Source organism: Enterobacter sp. Li2LvB3 (genome assembly GCF_056156645.1).
Genome location: NZ_JBSICG010000018.1, coordinates 97,617 through 115,436, shown reverse-complemented (window position 1 = coordinate 115,436; position 17,820 = coordinate 97,617). Strand labels below are relative to the sequence as shown.

Annotated in this window: 14 protein-coding genes and 1 pseudogene; 6 read left to right on the top strand and 9 right to left on the bottom strand. The window is 54.1% G+C overall.

The features are described from left to right. Positions 1-78: 78 nt before the first annotated feature. The 3 genes from cirA to yieE form a co-directional block, all read right to left on the bottom strand. The gene (cirA, locus tag ACS603_RS15785; RefSeq protein ID WP_474944550.1) at positions 79-2,049 is read right to left on the bottom strand and encodes a catecholate siderophore receptor CirA; all 1,971 of its coding nucleotides are present in this window, start codon (positions 2,047-2,049) and stop codon (positions 79-81) included. A 225-nt stretch (positions 2,050-2,274) separates the two neighbouring features. After that, a complete protein-coding gene (locus ACS603_RS15780) occupies positions 2,275-3,744 on the bottom strand; it encodes an amino acid permease (protein WP_182061762.1) in 1,470 nt (489 codons plus the stop codon). Positions 3,745-3,927: 183 nt separating this feature from the next. Then, a complete protein-coding gene (gene yieE, locus ACS603_RS15775) occupies positions 3,928-4,794 on the bottom strand; it encodes a DNA-binding transcriptional regulator YeiE (RefSeq protein WP_315686197.1) in 867 nt (288 codons plus the stop codon). A gap of 98 nt (positions 4,795-4,892) precedes the next feature. Between yieE and ACS603_RS15770 the strand changes: the two genes are divergently transcribed. From ACS603_RS15770 to ACS603_RS15760, 3 genes are all read left to right on the top strand, one after another. Continuing rightward, positions 4,893-5,939 (top strand): YeiH family protein, encoded by a 1,047-nt coding sequence (locus ACS603_RS15770; protein WP_315686199.1) that lies wholly within the window; start codon positions 4,893-4,895, stop codon positions 5,937-5,939. 64 nt (positions 5,940-6,003) lie between these two features. Then, positions 6,004-6,861 (top strand): deoxyribonuclease IV, encoded by an 858-nt coding sequence (nfo, locus tag ACS603_RS15765; protein ID WP_182061765.1) that lies wholly within the window; start codon positions 6,004-6,006, stop codon positions 6,859-6,861. Positions 6,862-6,863: 2 nt separating this feature from the next. Continuing rightward, on the top strand, positions 6,864-7,958 hold the full coding sequence (locus ACS603_RS15760; protein WP_315686204.1) for a sugar kinase: 1,095 nt from the start codon (positions 6,864-6,866) through the stop codon (positions 7,956-7,958). Positions 7,959-8,064: 106 nt separating this feature from the next. Here the strand turns inward: ACS603_RS15760 and ACS603_RS15755 are convergent. The 4 genes and pseudogenes from ACS603_RS15755 to fruB form a co-directional block, all read right to left on the bottom strand. Then, positions 8,065-8,313: pseudogene (locus ACS603_RS15755) on the bottom strand (Na+ dependent nucleoside transporter N-terminal domain-containing protein); the annotation flags it as partial. A gap of 107 nt (positions 8,314-8,420) precedes the next feature. Further along, the gene (gene fruA, locus ACS603_RS15750; RefSeq protein WP_474944549.1) at positions 8,421-10,106 is read right to left on the bottom strand and encodes a PTS fructose transporter subunit IIBC; all 1,686 of its coding nucleotides are present in this window, start codon (positions 10,104-10,106) and stop codon (positions 8,421-8,423) included. A 16-nt stretch (positions 10,107-10,122) separates the two neighbouring features. Beyond that, positions 10,123-11,061: a 1-phosphofructokinase gene (gene fruK / locus ACS603_RS15745; RefSeq protein ID WP_014071044.1), complete on the bottom strand. Its 939-nt coding sequence runs from the start codon at positions 11,059-11,061 to the stop codon at positions 10,123-10,125. Further along, a complete protein-coding gene (gene fruB, locus ACS603_RS15740) occupies positions 11,061-12,191 on the bottom strand; it encodes a fused PTS fructose transporter subunit IIA/HPr protein (RefSeq protein ID WP_315686207.1) in 1,131 nt (376 codons plus the stop codon). The genes fruK and fruB overlap by 1 nt, the downstream gene beginning before the upstream one ends. Before the next feature lie 357 nt (positions 12,192-12,548). Here fruB and setB point away from each other — a divergent pair, with 357 nt between their 5' ends. Next, positions 12,549-13,730, top strand: coding sequence for a sugar efflux transporter SetB (gene setB, locus ACS603_RS15735; protein WP_182061770.1), 1,182 nt, complete (start codon positions 12,549-12,551; stop codon positions 13,728-13,730). Here the strand turns inward: setB and ACS603_RS15730 are convergent. Next, complete coding sequence (locus ACS603_RS15730; protein ID WP_182061771.1) at positions 13,727-13,981, bottom strand: YkgJ family cysteine cluster protein; 255 nt, start codon at positions 13,979-13,981, stop codon at positions 13,727-13,729. The genes setB and ACS603_RS15730 overlap by 4 nt on opposite strands. Before the next feature lie 164 nt (positions 13,982-14,145). On the opposite strand from ACS603_RS15730, the gene yeiP reads away from it, so the two are divergent. Next, entirely contained in the window at positions 14,146-14,718 is a 573-nt protein-coding gene (gene yeiP / locus ACS603_RS15725) for an elongation factor P-like protein YeiP (protein WP_008500940.1), read from the top strand. 124 nt (positions 14,719-14,842) lie between these two features. Here yeiP and uxuA read toward each other — a convergent pair whose 3' ends face one another. Beyond that, on the bottom strand, positions 14,843-16,033 hold the full coding sequence (uxuA, locus tag ACS603_RS15720; RefSeq protein ID WP_474944548.1) for a mannonate dehydratase: 1,191 nt from the start codon (positions 16,031-16,033) through the stop codon (positions 14,843-14,845). Positions 16,034-16,238: 205 nt separating this feature from the next. On the opposite strand from uxuA, the gene ACS603_RS15715 reads away from it, so the two are divergent. Next, on the top strand, positions 16,239-17,705 hold the full coding sequence (locus ACS603_RS15715) for a mannitol dehydrogenase family protein (protein WP_474944547.1): 1,467 nt from the start codon (positions 16,239-16,241) through the stop codon (positions 17,703-17,705). Positions 17,706-17,820: the final 115 nt, after the last annotated feature.

The window sequence follows — 17,820 nt, the reverse complement described above, 5'->3', positions numbered from 1 at the left end:
CTTCGCTTACCGGGCCTACGAGTTTGTGCTGTTTTGTAGGCCGGGTAAGGCGCAGCAGCCACCCGGCACATTACCGCATCAGAACTTATAATCCACTCCCACAAAGTAACGGCGGCCATCTTCCGTGTAGCTGTAATCGTCACGGTTCAGGTCTTTATCCAGCAAGTTCTGCACGCCGGCACGTAGCTTCACGCTTTTCGTTGCCTGCCATGCCGCGCCGGTGTTCCAGATAACATAACCACCCGGCGTCGCTTCCCCCGACGTCAGCGCACGCTTCTCACCGGTGTAGTTCCCCTGAACATAGAATGACCAGTCCTGCGTTGCCTTCCAGTCGACGGTACCATTGGCGGTATGGAACGGCAGCTCAGACAACGGTTTGTTACCACCGTTGCTGATATCACGGCCATCGTTATAGGTGTAGTTCAGCGTCACTTTCCAGTCTTCTGCAACCGGGAACTTCAGCTCAGTTTCTACCCCACGGATACGGGCCTTATTGACGTTGTAATATCGGAAAATAGGTTCGCCGTCAGCGTTCAGCCCGACATAGTTCGGGTAGCTCTGAGCCTGGTTTACGTTAGCGGTACGGCTGATGCTGATCCGGTCATCCACATCGTTCTGGAATGTGGTAATGCTGGCCTGCACGTCTTCTAACCAGCCCTCTTCCCCGCTGTAGTACAGCCCAAGTTCGACGCTTTCGCTGGTTTCCGGTTTCAGATCCGGGTTACCCACAATTTCGCAGGCGCCGCGGCACGAACCGGTCACCCAGTCCGGGCTAAGTTGCAGCAGCGATGGTGCTTTAAATGCGGTTGCCCACCCCCCTTTCACCGTGACGGTATCGGTCGCGTTATAGACCAGATAGGCACGCGGGCTCCAGTGATCGCCGTAAGTTTCATGGTCATCCATACGGATGCCGGTGGTCAGTGCCAGCGGTTCAAAGATCCGCCATTCGTCTTCCAGGAAGAGTGCATACTGGCTCGCAGATGTCGCACTGCTGGAGCTGCCCGTCAGGTTAACCGGGTCTTTAAGCTTGTCGTGACGCCACTCCCCACCGAAGGTCAGAAGCTGGTTAATCTCAGACAGCGGCAACACGTATTTACCGTCAACAGAATTGCTTTCGGACGTAATAGTGCCGGTGTTCCCCGGGTTCTTGTTATCAACTTTCTCACCGTAGAATTTGAGCTCACTATTGCCCATCCCCCAGCGACCATTGTGGCTCAGGGAGTAGTTTTGGCGCTCCAGGCGGTTCTGGTCCAGCGAATCGGAATCACGATCCTGGCGATCGAAACCATAGCCCGCGGTAAAGTCATGATCTTCATTTGGTGTCCAGGCGAATTCAACGTTGGCATCGCGGCTGGTGAAGCCCTCAATACGCGGCGTTTCCCCGGTGGCAGACGTGGAAGATTGTTGTTGGTCGTCTTTTTCGCGCTTAGACAGGCTACCGTAGGCTTTCAGCCCCAGAACGCCGTCCACCAGCGGACCGCTGGTATAGAATTGGCCGTTATAGGTGTCGCCACGATCGCGGTGTTCCTGAATGGTGGAATCTGCACTCAGCGTCCCCGTCCATTTCTGGCCGATTTTTTTAGTGATGATGTTCACCACCCCGCCCAGGGCATCAGAGCCGTACAGCGAAGACATTGGCCCGCGCACCACTTCGATACGCTCAATGGCGTCTACCGGGACCCAGTTCAGGTCAAAATCGTTGTGACGGAAAACCGCATTGCGGGAGTTCACGCGTTTTCCGTCGACCAGGATCAGCGTATAGCTGCTGTCCAGGCCACGGATGCTGACCCCTTTGCGGTTATCCCCTTCGTTGGTGAGCTGTACACCCGGCACGTCCTGTAACACATCTTTCAGGTTCTGGACGGGTTTACGCTGCAAATCTTCCTGAGTAATGACGCTGATACTGGCCGGTGCATCTTTCAGGTTTTGCTCGGTAGCGGCGGCCGTCACCACCATAGTGTCGCCGGATTCGGCTGCGATGACAGGCAGTGCCAGGGACATTGCGGACGCAAAAAGTCCTCCCCGGACGAAGGGATTCAACCTAAACATTCCATATCTCCATGAGGTAAATACAATTAAAACAAATAATTATTGCTCGCAATGCCTTGCTGCCCGCCCGCATCTCCGGCTGGTCGGGTTGCTGCTTATTTTTCCGTAACGATAAAGCAAACGATAACTATTATCAATTTAATTGTTAAGAAATATATCTGTTCTTCATAATGTGGAGATAAAAAAACCCGCTCAGTTGAGCGGGTTAAAAGAGAGGAAGTGCGATTATTTTTTAAATCGTTCCGGGAAATCCATTTCGCTGTAGCGAACGAATTGGGTTCCTTTCGTCAGTTTGTAACCAAACCAGATGACCAGGAACAGCGGGATACCAATGTACGTGGCCGTTACTGCGCCCCAGTCAATGGTGTCCGCAAGGAAGGCTTCATAGTTCTGACCAAGCGTAATAATCAGGCACAGAATGAAGGCGAAAATCGGCCCCAGTGGGAAGAAACCTGAACGGTACGGCAGGTTGTTAAGGTCATGCCCCTGCATCACATAACCGCGACGGAAGCGGTAATGGCTGATAGCAATCCCCAGCCAGGCGATGAAGCCCGTCATACCGGACGTGTTAAGCAGCCACAGGTAGACCGTCTGGTTGCCGAACATCGAGGTCAGGAAGCACAGACCCGCAATCACAGTGGTGGCATACAGCGCGTTACGCGGCACGCCGCCACGGGACAATTTGGCGAAGATGCGTGGCGCTTTACCATCGCATGCCAGGGTGTAGAGCATACGGGTTGAGGCGTACATACCTGAGTTACCCGCAGACAGCACCGCGGTCAGGATAACGGCGTTCATTACCGCAGCCGCAGAGAGCAGGCCCGCGTGCTGGAAGACCAGCGTAAACGGACTCACGCTGATGTCTTTCACATCATTACGCAGCAGGCTCGGATCGGTATAAGGAATGATCAGGCTGATAATCAGGATGGCGAACACATAGAACAGCAAGATACGCCAGAACACCTGACGCACCGCGCGCGGAATGTTCTTCTCTGGATCTTCGGATTCCCCTGCGGCGATACCGATAAGCTCTGTCCCCTGGAAGGAGAAGCCAACAATCATCGCCACACCAATCATTGCTGAAAACCCGCCAGCAAACGGTGCATCGCCAATCGTCCAGTTGCTCCAGCCCACAGGTTCAGCACCTTTGAAAATACCGACGATCATTGCCACACCGACAACGATAAAGATAATGACGGTCGCCACTTTGATCAGAGAGAACCAGTATTCTGCTTCACCAAAACCGCGAACGGAGATGTAGTTCAGCAGGAAAATTACGCACAGGAAAAGTGCGCTCCAGATCCAGCCCGGCGTATCCGGGAACCACCAGTTCATGACCAGCTGTGCGGCCACCAGGTCCACGGCGATAGTCACCGCCCAGTTGTACCAGTAGTTCCAGCCCAGCGCGAAGCCAAAGCCTTCTTCAACGTATTTTTGACCGTAGGTTGAAAACGAACCCGACACTGGCATGTATGCCGCCAGTTCACCCAGACTGGTCATCAGGAAGTACACCATCAGGCCAATCAGGATATAAGAAAAGAGTGCCCCACCCGGGCCTGCCGCGGAAATCGTTGCGCCAGAGGCAACGAAAAGACCTGTACCGATAGAACCGCCGATGGCGATCATCGTCAGGTGGCGCGCCTTAAGTTCGCGACGTAGCGCGGGCGCTTCTGTGGTTTTAATTTCTGAAACCATGTGAAAATGCTGTCCATTTAATAAATGAGGCGCGATTGTAACAGACGATAAGCGTTCCTTCTGGCAGAAATGCCCAGTTATAAGAGAGCTTCATGACTCGGCCTGGATTATAAGTAACGTAGAAAAAGGCAGGACAAAAAGAGGCCCTTCCCCGGCCCGCGAAGCGCCACCGGGGAGAGAAATTCAGATTTCGCAGTAACGCAGAAAACGCTGGAGCGAGCTGGAAAGGTGCTTTTGACGATGGTGAATGCACCACAGCGTTCTCACCAGTTTAGGCAACGGCACCGGAATTTCGACCAGGGAGCCGGATTCAAGCTGTTCTGCAATCACTCGCCGGGAGAGGCAGCTGATCCCTAATCCGTGGCGCACCGCGTGCTTGATGGCTTCGGAATTCCCAAGCTCCATCCCCAGCTGAAACTGCGGCAGGTGGGATAACAACAGATAATCAACTATTTCGCGCGTCCCGGAACCGTGTTCGCGTAAGATCCACTGCGCCTGGGCCAGACGCTCCAGGGTTACCTCTCCTTCTAATAAAGGAGAGGCAGGAGATGCAAACACCACCAGCTCATCTTCCAGCCAGGGTTCAGCAATCACATCCACGTTATGACAAGGTCCTTCGATAAGACCGATGTCCACACGGAAATCGATCACCGCATTAATGACGTCCTGGCTGTTTCCCACGCTCATCTCCAGCGGCAAGGTGGGAAAATCACGGCGATAGCGGGCAATCACTTCCGGGAGAATGTAGTTACCAATGGTACTGCTGGCGAAAACGCGGATCGCGCCGTTGTCTTCGCGGAACAGCTGCTCGATTTCTGTCGCCTGCTCCAGCAATGCCAGCGCGCGCGGGTAAAGCAGACGACCATGTTCGTTCACCACCAGGCGCTTCCCTACCCTGTCGAAGAGCTGAACGCCGAGCTGCCCTTCAAGATCGGTCAACGCCGCACTGACCGCAGACTGAGACAAAGCCAGCATCTGCGAAGCCTGGGTTGTTGACCCGCTTTTCAGCACTTCGGCAAAAACTTCCAGCTGACGCAATGTAATGTGCATGGTTGCTTACCACTTATAAAGATTAATTATAAATATATAATCAATTTTATTTTTAAGCCAGACCGCCGTAACCTTTTAGCCAGATAAAGGAGAAGGTTATGACAGAACTCACCCTACAGAATCATCGTACAGTGTGGCACTTCGTGCCCGGTCTTGCGCTCAGTGCCGTTATCACGGGCGTGGCATTATGGGGCGGCAGCATTCCGGCGGTCGCTGGCGCAGGTTTCAGCGCATTAACGCTGGCTATTTTGCTTGGCATGGTCGTCGGGAATACCGTCTATCCACATATCTGGAAATCCTGCGACGGCGGCGTTATCTTCGCCAAGCAACACCTGCTGCGTCTGGGGATCATCCTGTATGGCTTCCGCCTGACCTTTTCGCAGATTGCAGATGTCGGTGTCAGCGGTATCGCCATCGATGTACTCACGCTGACCAGTACCTTTTTACTGGCCTGCTTTATTGGGCAGAAAGTCTTCGGGCTGGATAAACAAACCAGCTGGCTTATCGGGGCAGGCAGCAGTATTTGCGGCGCCGCAGCCGTGCTGGCAACCGAGCCGGTGATTAAGGCTGAATCCAGCAAAGTGACCGTGGCCGTGGCGACCGTTGTTATCTTCGGTACGCTGGCGATATTCCTCTACCCGGCCATGTATCCGCTGGTCGCTCACTGGTTTACACCTGAAACCTATGGCATCTACATTGGTTCAACAATGCATGAGGTTGCACAGGTGGTGGCCGCCGGTCACGCCATTAATCCGGATGCAGAGAACGCGGCGGTGATTGCCAAAATGCTGCGCGTGATGATGCTGGCACCGTTCCTGATTATCCTGGCGGCGCGTGTTAAACAGCTGGCTCCGGCAGGCAGTAGCCAGCAAAGCAAAATCACTATTCCGTGGTTCGCCATTCTGTTTATTGTGGTGGCAGTGTTTAACTCCTTCCATCTGCTGCCTAAAGCCGTGGTTGATATGCTGGTCACGCTGGATACGGTTTTACTGGCGATGGCGATGGCGGCGCTGGGTGTCACCACGCACGTCAGCGCGCTGAAAAAAGCCGGTGCTAAGCCGCTGCTGATGGCGCTGGTGCTCTTTATCTGGCTGATTGTGGGCGGCGGCGCAATTAACCTGGTCGTTCACAGTTTGATGGCATAAACCACCTCGTCCTTCTCCTGTTAACCCGCTATCATAAGCATTTCGGGTTAACAGGAGTTCTTGTATGAAATATGTTGGAGCGCACGTAAGCGCTGCCGGTGGCCTTGCGAATGCCGCCATTCGTGCTGCTGAAATCGACGCGACCGCTTTCGCTCTGTTCACCAAGAACCAGCGCCAGTGGCGCGCCGCCCCGCTTACCAGTGACGTGATTGATGATTTCAAAGCCGCCTGTGAGAAATATCACTTCGGGCCGGGCCAGATCCTTCCCCACGACAGTTATCTGATTAACCTCGGCCATCCGGTTGAAGAAGCGCTGGAGAAATCCCGTGAAGCCTTCCTCGATGAAGTGCAACGCTGCGAACAGCTTGGCCTGACGCTGCTGAACTTCCACCCGGGCAGCCACCTGACGCAAATAGATGAAGATGCCTGCCTGGCGCGCATTGCGGAGTCCATCAACATTACGCTGGATAAAACCAAAGGCGTGACGGCGGTTATCGAAAATACTGCCGGTCAGGGCAGTAACCTCGGATTTAAGTTCGAGCATCTGGCGGCCATCATCGACGGCGTGGAAGACAAGACCCGCGTCGGTGTGTGTATTGATACCTGCCACGCCTTCGCCGCCGGTTACGATCTGCGCACCCTCGAAGAGACCAAAAAGACCTTCGACGAATTCGAGCGCATTGTCGGCTTTAAATACCTGCGCGGGATGCACCTAAACGATGCCAAAAGCACCTTTGGCAGCCGTGTTGACCGCCATCACAGTCTGGGTGAAGGCAATATCGGTCATGACGCTTTCCGCTTTATCATGCAGGACGCCCGGTTTGATGGTATCCCGATGGTGCTGGAAACCATTAACCCGGATATCTGGGCAGAAGAGATAGCCTGGCTGAAAGCACAGCAGACTGATAAGGCGGTTGAGTAATAATGAACGACAGAGAGAAGCAGATACTCAAGATCCTGCGTCGTAATCCTCTTATCCAGCAAAACGAGATCGCCGATATTTTGCAGATCAGCCGTTCACGTGTGGCGGCACACATTATGGATTTAATGCGCAAAGGGATGATCAAAGGGAAAGGCTACATCCTGACCGAGCAAGAGTACTGTGTGGTGGTCGGCGCGATTAACATGGATATTCGCGGCGTGGCGGATATCCATTATCCGCAGGCCGCATCAAACCCCGGGAACATTCAATGTTCGGCGGGTGGCGTGGGCCGCAATATTGCGCATAACCTGGCCCTGCTGGGGCGCGATGTGCATTTGATCTCCGCCGTAGGCAGCGATTTTTACGGCGAAACCCTGCTGGAGCAGACCCGTCAGGCAGGGGTAAATATCTCCAGCTGTATCCGTCTGCATGGGCATAATACCTCCACCTATCTTTCCATTGCCAACCAGCAGGAAGAGACGGTTCTGGCAATTAACGATACCCACATTCTGGAAAAACTGACCCCGCAACTGCTGAACGGCTCCAGGGATCTTATCCGCCACGCCGGAGTTGTGCTGGCTGACTGCAACCTGACGGCTGAAGCTATCGAGTGGGTATTTACCATTGCGGGCGATATCCCGGTCTTTATTGATACCGTTTCTGAATTCAAAGCAGAAAAAATCAAGACCTGGTATTCGCGGATCCACACTCTGAAACCGACGCAAAAAGAGCTGGAGATCCTGTGGGGCCAGCCAATTCACTCCGATGCCGACCGCATAAAAGCGGTGAATGCGCTCCATCAGCAGGGTGTTGAGCACATTTATGTGTGCCTGAAAGATGAGTCGGTCTTTTGCAGCAAGAAGAATGGCGAACAGTTTCTGCTTACGCCCCCAGCTCACACGGTAGTGGACAGCTTTGGCGCCGATGATGGCTTTATGGCCGGGCTTATCTACAGTTTTCTGGAAGGGAGCGATTTTCGCGACAGCGCGCACTTCGCCATGGCCTGCGCCGCGTTATCGCGCGCCAGCGTCAGCATTAACAACCCGACACTTTCCGCGGATAACGCACTTTATCTGCTGCAAACCGCCCAGGCGTAATGCCCGGGCAGTTTCGTTATGAACCAATAAAAAACCCTGCAATAGTGGCATCACTCCAGTCCACGCCCATAATCCTGGCCAGTGGAGCCAGCATGTAACCGAAGATCCCTACCAGCGAGCCAAAAATAAAGGCACTTCCCGCGTCGCTATAGGACATCACCTTGTGAACGTCGAACGCGGCCTGCTCCACCAGCCATTTCCCCGGTGGAAAATAGAGCATAACCCCGCCGATAGCGATTTGTAGCACCAGCGCAGCGCTCACGGTTCGCAGGCTGATGCGCTTTTCATTTACTGACAACAGGAAAGCAATTGCCAGTAATACCACCATCCCCACAACACTTCTCATGATGTCCATAATGAATTCCCTTCATGCCAGGAAACCCGGCGCTATCGGCAGGTTTCCTGGCATAAAGGCATAAAAAAAGGGCAGAGAAATCTCTGCCCTTGTGAAGTGGAGTGGGATCAGGCAACTTTTGCTGCGGATTCCACTTCTGGACGTTTCAGCACGGCATAAGACAGACCTGCTATAAGCGTACCGGCAATAATCGCCATCAGATAACCCAGAACCGGGGTGATCGCGCCGGGGATCAGCAGAACAAACAGACCACCGTGTGGTGCCATCAGTTTCGCGCCAATCGCCATAGAGATTGCGCCTGTCACCGCACCGCCAACGATACAGCATGGCAGTACACGCATCGGATCACGCGCTGCAAACGGGATTGCACCTTCAGTAATGAAGCACAGACCCAGTACCAGTGCGGCTTTACCACCTTCCTGCTGCGCTTTATCGAACTTACGACGCGCAATAATGGTCGCCAGACCCAGTGCCAGAGGAGGTACCATACCCGCAGCCATAATCGCCGCCATCGGAGCGTAGGTCTGAGTACTCAGCAGGCCCACACCAAAGGCGTATGCCGCTTTGTTCACCGGCCCACCCATGTCGGTACACATCATACCGCCGAGGATAGCACCCAACAGAACCGCGTTCGCCGTACCCATCGTTTGCAGCCAGTGGGTCAGACCCGCCAGGATGCCAGCAACCGGTTTACCAATCAGGTAGATCATCGCCAGACCCACCACCAGACTGGAAATCAGCGGGATGATCAGGATCGGTTTCAGCGCTTCCATACTTTGCGGCAGTTTCAGTTTCGAGCTGATAAGTTTCGCAACATAACCAGCCAGGAAGCCCGCAATGATACCGCCAATAAAGCCGGAACCGGTGCTCACCGCCAGCATACCGCCGATAAGACCCGGGGTCAGGCCCGGACGGTCCGCAATGGAGAAGGCAATAAAGCCTGCCAGAACCGGAACCATCAGTGCGAAGGCTGAACCACCGCCGATTTGCATCAGCGCAGCCGCCAGCGTGCCTTGTTCTTTAAACGCCTGAATACCAAACGCAAACGACAGCGCGATACACAGACCGCCAGCCACCACCATCGGCAGCATGTAGGAAACACCAGTCAACAGGTGACGGTAGGCCCCCGCAGACTCTTTCTTACCTTCAGTCGCGCTCTGTGCAGCACCGGTTGCCTGATAAGGTTTGGCTTCCACCAGCGCTTTATCAAACTCCTGAGCGGTCTTTTTCAGCGCCAGGCCGGTAGAGGTACGGTACATTGGCTTACCGGCGAACTTCGCCAGATCCACTTCGATATCGGCCGCGACAATCACCAGATCGGCTTCAGCCACCTCTTCCGGGGTAATCGCATTGCCCGCACCCACGGAGCCGCGGGTTTCAACTTTTACCCACCAGCCGCGTTTTTTGGCTTCAGTTTCAATGGCTTCAGCAGCCATAAAGGTATGTGCAACGCCGGTCGGGCACGCGGTGACTGCGACAACGCGTTTTGGACCAGAGGCGGCAACTGGAGCGGCCGCAACAGGTGCGCTGTAAACAGACGCGTGACCTTTCGCTTCACTCAGGAACAGTTCCGGGTGTGCCACTGCGCGATTAATATCGCCCAGCCACACTTTTTTACCGTTCAGCGCGCTATCCGCCGGGATGTTATCGCCAAGAACAACTACCAGTTCGGCATCGCTCGGGTTATCGATAAACTCCAGATGTGCTTTGCTTGCCGCCGCTCCCAGCAAGGTCTTCGCCATATAAGTGCGAGCCTGTCCAAGACCGGAGTCAATAATCAGCAGCGTTTTCATTATTCCTCTCCTGCTGTTAGTTAAAAGGTTTTAAGTCAACGCGCGCCATCATCGCGGCTAACTGGGTACGATCGGTAATACCGACATTGCTCTGACTCACGGCCAGGGCAGCAACGGCGGTGGCAAGACGTAAGGTATGTTCACTGGATTCGCGCATCAGCAGGCCATAGATCAGACCGCCAACCATTGAATCCCCTGCACCAACGGTACTCACAACTTCAACCGATGGCGGTTTGGCGATCCATTCGCCAGAAGCGTTAACCCACAACGCCCCTTCTGCACCCAGAGAAATCACCACGTGAGCGATACCTTGTTCGCGCAGCGCATGTGCAGCTTCAATCACATCTTTTAATTCTGGCAGCTTACGGCCAGCCCAGATCTCCAGTTCGCGGCGATTTGGTTTAACCAGCCACGGCGCAGCTTTAAGACCCGCAACCAGCGCATCGCGGCTGCTGTCGAAAATAATGCACGGGCACTGGCTGCGCAGGCGCGTCATCCAGTCGGTGAACGCTTCCGGGCTCACGCCGGACGGCAGGCTGCCGCTGACACACACCATGTCGAACTGACCAAGCCAGGTCAGGGAATCATTAACAAAACGCTCCCAGTCTGCCGGCGTCACTTCAAAGCCGGAGAAGTTCAGGTCGGTAACTTCACCGTCTTTCTCCGTCAGTTTGACGTTGATACGGGTACGGCCCTGCACAACCTGGAAACGGTTAGCAATTCCCAGCTCGCTGAAAAGCTGCTGGAAACCATCCTGGTTATCTTTGCCGAGGAATCCGCCCACGGTGACATCGATACCGAGATCCTTGAGCACTTTCGCGACGTTAATCCCTTTGCCTGCTGCATGAAGGCCAGTGGTACGCACGAGGTTTACTTCGCCACGCTCAATCTCCGGGCAAAACCCCACCAGGTCGTAAGCCGGGTTCAGCGTAATAGTCGCAACACGTCTGCTCATTATGCGCCCTCCCCAAGACCTGCCGCGATGGCGTCGCCAATCGCTTTCAGCGCCTGTTCTGCATCAGCACCCTGTGCAGTGAAACGCAGGCGGTGGCCTTTTTTCACACCCAGAGCAACCACTTTCATCAGGCTACGGCCATTCGCTGGCTTACCTGTGCCATCAAGGTTCGCTACGGTGATTTCACTGTCGAATTGTTTGATGGTATTCACCAGCATAGTACCTGGACGCGCGTGCAGGCCGTGTTCGTTACGCACAACGAATTCAGCATTCAGCACATCGTCAGTCAGCGCATCATCGCTGGTCAGCAGCGCCAGTACGGTCGCCGCATCTGCGTTCAGCAGTTTTTCAGCTTTATTGTTCAGCAGCAGATCGCCCAGACGCTTCAGCACGGAAACCGGCTGGTCATCAGTCATTGCTACGGTCACCAGCATCTCGGCACGGTCACCGTCAACCTCAAAGGCGTTTGCCGCACGGCTCACTGCGACAGCGCTGCGCAGGTTGCCTTCCGCACTGTCGTTCAGCCAGATACCCTGGCCCAGATTCAGCGGTTTATCGTTGATGACGTGCGCGACAAATGTTGCATCAGCAGCGCCTGCCTCTTTCAGACGGGCAGCGTTCAGTGCCTGCAAGGTCACCAGATCGGTGGCAGCCACATCCAGCGTCAGCGTTTCATTATCCAGTTTCAGCGCTTCGCTCTGTTTTTCACCCATCAGCAATGCACGCAGCTCTTCAGCTGTGGTTGCTGATTGCAGCTGTTCTGCAACTGAGTCATCGCTCAGCACATGCGTCAGCTGACGCAGCAAACCTAAGTGCTCGTCGCTGCTGGCGGCGATACCGATAGCCACGTAAGCCACCTGCCCGTCACCCCACAGCACGCCCTGAGGGAACTGATAAACCTGAACACCGGTTTTCAGCACCTGGTCGCGGGTGTCAGTTGTCCCGTGCGGAATAGCGATACCATTGCCGAGGAAGGTAGAGGTTTGCTGCTCGCGCGCCAGCATCCCGTTAACGTAGCCGTCAGCAACGTTGCCTGCCTGTACGAGTGCAGCGGCAACCTGGCGAATGGCCTCTTCTTTATTCCCGGCCTGAGCGCCCGGGTGAATATCCTGAACAGATAACTGGAACATGGTTCTCCTCTCCTGCTGAACTTGAATCGTTTCAGCCCAAATGAGAAAAAATGCGCTAACCTGCTCCTTCAGTTAAAACAAGATAGCGCTGAAACGTTTCAAGAAGTCTTGCTCTTTCTACAAGGCGTTGCAAGGAAAGTTACATTTCTCGTTTCAGAATTTAGAGATGCAGCACATTTCTTCTTCGCTCAGCTGAAACTTGCTGACGTTCAGCAACCAGTTTCAGCTAAACTCAGCCTGAATGTGTAAGTTGAAATGCCATTTTGATTTTTGTGGCGAAATTGACCGCACCATCTGTTTATTTTCTGACAAGCGGCGTACACTCCGCGTCTCTCACGCAATCACTGATATAGAAACATGCATAACACCCCCGCTGCCGCCTCACCAAAGCCTTTTGATTTGACGTCAACGGCGTTTTTGATTGTTGCCTTCCTCACCGGAATTGCCGGTGCGTTACAAACACCAACGCTAAGTCTATTTCTGACCAACGAAGTCCATGTCCGCCCGGCTATGGTCGGCTTCTTTTTTACCGGAAGCGCCATCATCGGCATCCTGGTCAGCCAGTTTCTGGCCGGGCGTTCGGATCGAAAAGGCGACCGCAAGAGCCTTATCGTCTTCTGCTGTTTGTTAGGTGTTTTTGCATGTGTGCTGTTTGCCTGGAACCGTAACTACTTCATTTTGCTGTTCGTAGGCGTGTTTCTGAGCAGCTTTGGCTCCACTGCCAACCCGCAAATGTTTGCCCTCGCCCGCGAGCACGCCGACCGCACCGGACGTGAAGCCGTCATGTTCAGCTCAATTCTTCGTGCTCAGGTATCCCTTGCCTGGGTGATTGGCCCGCCGCTGGCCTATGCGCTGGCGATGGGTTTTGGCTTTACGGTGATGTACCTGAGTGCGGCGGTTGCCTTTGTGGTGTGTGGCGCGATGGTGTGGTTTTTCCTGCCGTCGATGCGTAAAGAGCCCAAAGCGGCTACCGGCGCACTGGAAGCTCCCCGCCGTAACCGCCGCGACGCACTGTTGCTCTTTATTATCTGCACCTTAATGTGGGGCACTAACAGCCTCTATATCATCAATATGCCGCTATTTATTATTGATGAACTGCATCTGTCGGAAAAACTGGCCGGGATAATGATGGGTACGGCCGCAGGTCTGGAAATTCCCACCATGCTGATTGCAGGTTATTACGCAAAGCGCTTCGGAAAACGTTTTTTGATGCGCATAGCAGCAGTGGCAGGATTGCTGTTCTATATTGGAATGCTGACCGTTCACACACCGGCGTTGCTGCTTGCTTTACAGCTGCTGAACGCGATTTATATCGGGATCCTCGCCGGGATTGGGATGCTCTACTTCCAGGATCTTATGCCGGGTCAGGCGGGGTCAGCAACAACCCTTTATACCAATACCACCCGCGTGGGCTGGATAATTGCCGGTTCAATGGCCGGTGTCGTTGCCGAAATCTGGAACTATCACACGGTGTTCTGGATTGCGCTGGTGATGTGCACGCTGACTATTGGCTGTCTGACGCGCATTAAGGATGTTTAAGGCGCAGTGAGGGATTCCAGCTCCAGAAGATAAGTCATGGCCTGCGCACGGGTGTTACCGCACATCTCAGCCGACGGCATCAGCCCGGAACACACTTTTGGGCGCAGGGGTGAGCCAAAAATCATACACAGATTGTTTTCAGAAAGCTGAACACAGCGCGTATTAGCAGGCTTGCCATCCGGCATCCCAGGAATGGAGCTTGAAATGGACGGTGCAGTGCAACATGCGCCACAGTCTGGACGGCAATCCATAAATGTTCTCTTTCAGCGACGGATACCCGCACAATCGGGCGTGGCGCGCACAGTAACACCTTTTGCGTATTGATAGCAAAAGCCACGAAATCCACTTGCCTGAAAGGCCGCGCGCGAGTAATTTGGCGCGATATTTTTTACCTCCCGTAAACAGGATTACTGCAATGCCAAGAGCGAACGAAATTAAGAAAGGTATGGTACTGAATTACAACGGCAAACTGCTGATTGTGAAAGATATCGATATTCAGGCCCCTAGCGCCCGTGGAGCAGCAACGCTGTACAAAATGCGTTTCGCCGATGTTCGTACCGGCCTGAAGGTAGAAGAACGCTTTAAAGGTGACGATATCGTGGATACCGTGACCCTGACCCGTCGTTATGTGGATTTCTCTTACATCGATGGCAACGAATATGTGTTCATGGATAAAGAAGACTACACCCCGTACATCTTCACCAAAGATCAGATTGAAGAAGAGTTGCTGTTCATTCCTGAAGGTGGGATGCCGGACATGCAGGTTCTGACCTGGGATGGCGTGCTGCTGGCGCTTGAACTGCCGCAGACCGTAGACCTGGAAATCGTTGAAACAGCACCTGGCATCAAAGGCGCTTCCGCCAGCGCACGTAACAAACCAGCCACCCTGACCACCGGCCTGGTGGTACAGGTTCCTGAATACCTGTCCGCTGGCGAGAAGATCCGTATCCATATCGAAGAAAAACGTTATATGGGTCGTGCTGACTGATTGTGGCATTTGCCGGGTGGCGTCTCCGCCTTACCCGGCCTACGAAAGCGCGAATAAAAAAACCGGCCCGATGGCCGGTTTTTTTGTAGGCCCGGTAAGCGCAGCGCGCTCCGGGCAACAGAACCTACAGCAGTTCCGGGTACTTCGTCATCTTCAGTGCCAGCTCAACGCCGCGTACTTCCGCCATCCCTTTCAGTCGGCCAATGGCTGAATAGCCTGGGTTGGTTTTCTTACGCAGATCGTCCAGCATCTGATGACCATGGTCAGGGCGGAACGGAATAGGACGTAAATCACCTGCGTGTTTACGGCGCTGCTCTTCCGCCAGAATAGCGTCAACCACTGCCACCATGTTCACATCACCACCCAGGTGTGCGGCTTCGTGGAAGGTTTTCGGGTTATCTTCACGGCAGGTTGCGCGCAGGTGGGTGAAGTGAATACGATCGCCGAAAGTTTCAATCATTCGCACCAGGTCGTTATCCGCACGCACGCCATATGAACCGGTGCACATGGTAAAGCCGTTGTAGATGCTGTTTACCGTCTCTTTCAGCCACTGCATATCTTCAATGGTGGATACAATGCGCGGCAGGCCGAGGATTGGACGCGGAGGATCGTCAGGGTGCACGGCCAGGCGTACACCTGCCTCTTCGGCTACCGGCACAATCGCGCGCAGGAAATGCGCCATGTTTTCACGCAACTGGTTCTTATCTATATTGCCGTACTCCGCCAGACGCGCGCGGAACTGATCCAGCGTGTAGCCTTCTTCGGCACCCGGCAGGCCAGCAATAATATTGCGGGTCAGTTTTTCGATATCGGCTTCGCTCGCGGCGTTAAACCATGCCAGCGCCTGCTGCTGCTCTTCTGCGGTATAATCCGCCACCGCACCTTCGCGCTTCAGGATATGTAATTCAAATGCCGCGAACGCAATCTGATCAAAGCGCAGCGCTTTTGAACCGTCCGGCAATGTGTACTCCAGGTCGGTACGCGTCCAGTCCAGAATCGGCATAAAGTTATAGCAAACCGTGTCAATCCCGCAGACAGCCAGGTTGCGAATGCTTTGCTGATAGTGAGCAATCCAGGTTTCACATTCGCCTGAATGCGTTTTGATATCTTCGTGAACCGGGATACTTTCAACAACAGACCAGGTTAAGCCCTTTTCAGCCAGCAGTGCCTGGCGCTTTTTGATTTCGTCTACCGGCCAGACCTGGCCGTTAGGGATATGATGCAGCGCGGTAACGACACCCGTTGCGCCAGCCTGACGCACATCATCAAGAGAAACCGGATCGTTCGGCCCATACCAACGCCAGGTTTGTTCCATTGTCTCACCCTCTCAAGTTGTTATACCAATACATGTTAATGCAATGACGACTACCATACATGTTTAATGGGAAGGGTCAACACACCGCGACACATTGATTGATCAAACTCACAGAACAGGGATATTTACGGCTCACCAATTTAATTTGTTGTCATATAACTTTACACTGACGTTGTTAATTAATGGTTAATCAGGTGTGTACTTAATGAAGACTATTGCCTCCGCCTCGCTTCCTGCCCACGTCCAGCAGCCACGCTACGATCGCCAGCAGTTACGCTCACGTATCGTTCACTTTGGGTTTGGTGCTTTTCACCGCGCGCATCAGGCACTATTGACCAATCGCGTACTGAATGCGAAAGGAGGCGACTGGGGGATTTGTGAAATAAGCCTCTTCAGCGGTGATGTGCTGATGAGCCAGCTGCGCGCACAAGACCACCTGTTTACCGTGATGGAAAAAGGGGCCGACGGAAATCAGCCGATCGTTGTCGGTGCCGTCCATGAATGCCTGAATGCAAAGCTGGATTCACTGGCTGCCATCATTGAGAAATTCTGTGAGCCGCAGGTAGCCATTGTTTCACTCACCATCACTGAAAAAGGCTACTGCATTGACCCGGCCACCGGGAAACTGGATCTGAACAATGCCCGCATTGTTCACGATCTGGAAACACCTTGCGAACCGCATTCCGCACCAGGGATCCTGGTGGAGGCCCTGCACAGGCGTCGCGAGCGCGGCTTGCCGCCATTTACCGTACTCTCCTGCGATAACATCCCGGACAACGGCCATGTCGTGAAAAATGCGGTACTGGGGATGGCCCAGAAGCGTTCAGCCGAACTCGCCGAGTGGGTTAGCGCACATGTCAGTTTTCCGGGCACGATGGTAGACAGAATTGTCCCCGCCGCTACGGACGCCTCGCTTTCGGAAATCACACAAGCGTTGGGCGTTGAAGATCCCTGTGCCATCAGCTGCGAACCTTTTATTCAGTGGGTCGTCGAAGACAACTTTGTCGCCGGACGCCCTGAGTGGGAATTGGCTGGCGTGCAGATGGTGCAGGACGTTTTACCCTGGGAACAGATGAAACTGAGGATGCTGAACGGCAGTCACTCTTTCCTGGCCTACCTGGGTTATCTTGCCGGATACGCACATATCAGTGACTGTATGCAGGATGCCAGCTTCCGCACCGCTGCACGCAGGCTGATGCTGGATGAGCAAGCTCCTACGCTGCGTATCACCGACGTTGACCTCACGGCGTATGCCGATAGTCTGATTGACCGTTTTGCCAATCCGGCGTTACAGCACCGCACCTGGCAAATCGCCATGGACGGTAGCCAGAAACTCCCTCAGCGAATGCTGGAGGGTATTCGTGTTCATCTGGAGCGTGGCAGCGCGTGGCCGCTGCTGGCGTTAGGCGTTGCTGGCTGGATCCGTTATGTCAGCGGTGTGGATGACAGTGGCAACGCCATTGATGTGCGCGATCCGCTCAGCGATAAGATCCGCGCGATTGTCGATGCCAGCAGTAATGACGAGCGCGTAAATGCTCTGCTGACGCTGAATGAAATCTTCGGCCAGGACCTGCCGCAATCGCCGCTGTTTGTTGACGCGGTCAATCAGGCCTATCAGCGTATTGTACAGCGTGGTGCGCGCCAGGCTGTTATCGAAACGTTAAATATTTAGCGATAATTGCGCTTAACGCGAATGGAAATGTTCTCCGTTCGCCTTTCCCCCTTCTCATTGCGCTCTTTTTTCGTCAGGATAATGTGCATAGCATCACACTGATTTCTGGAGCGCA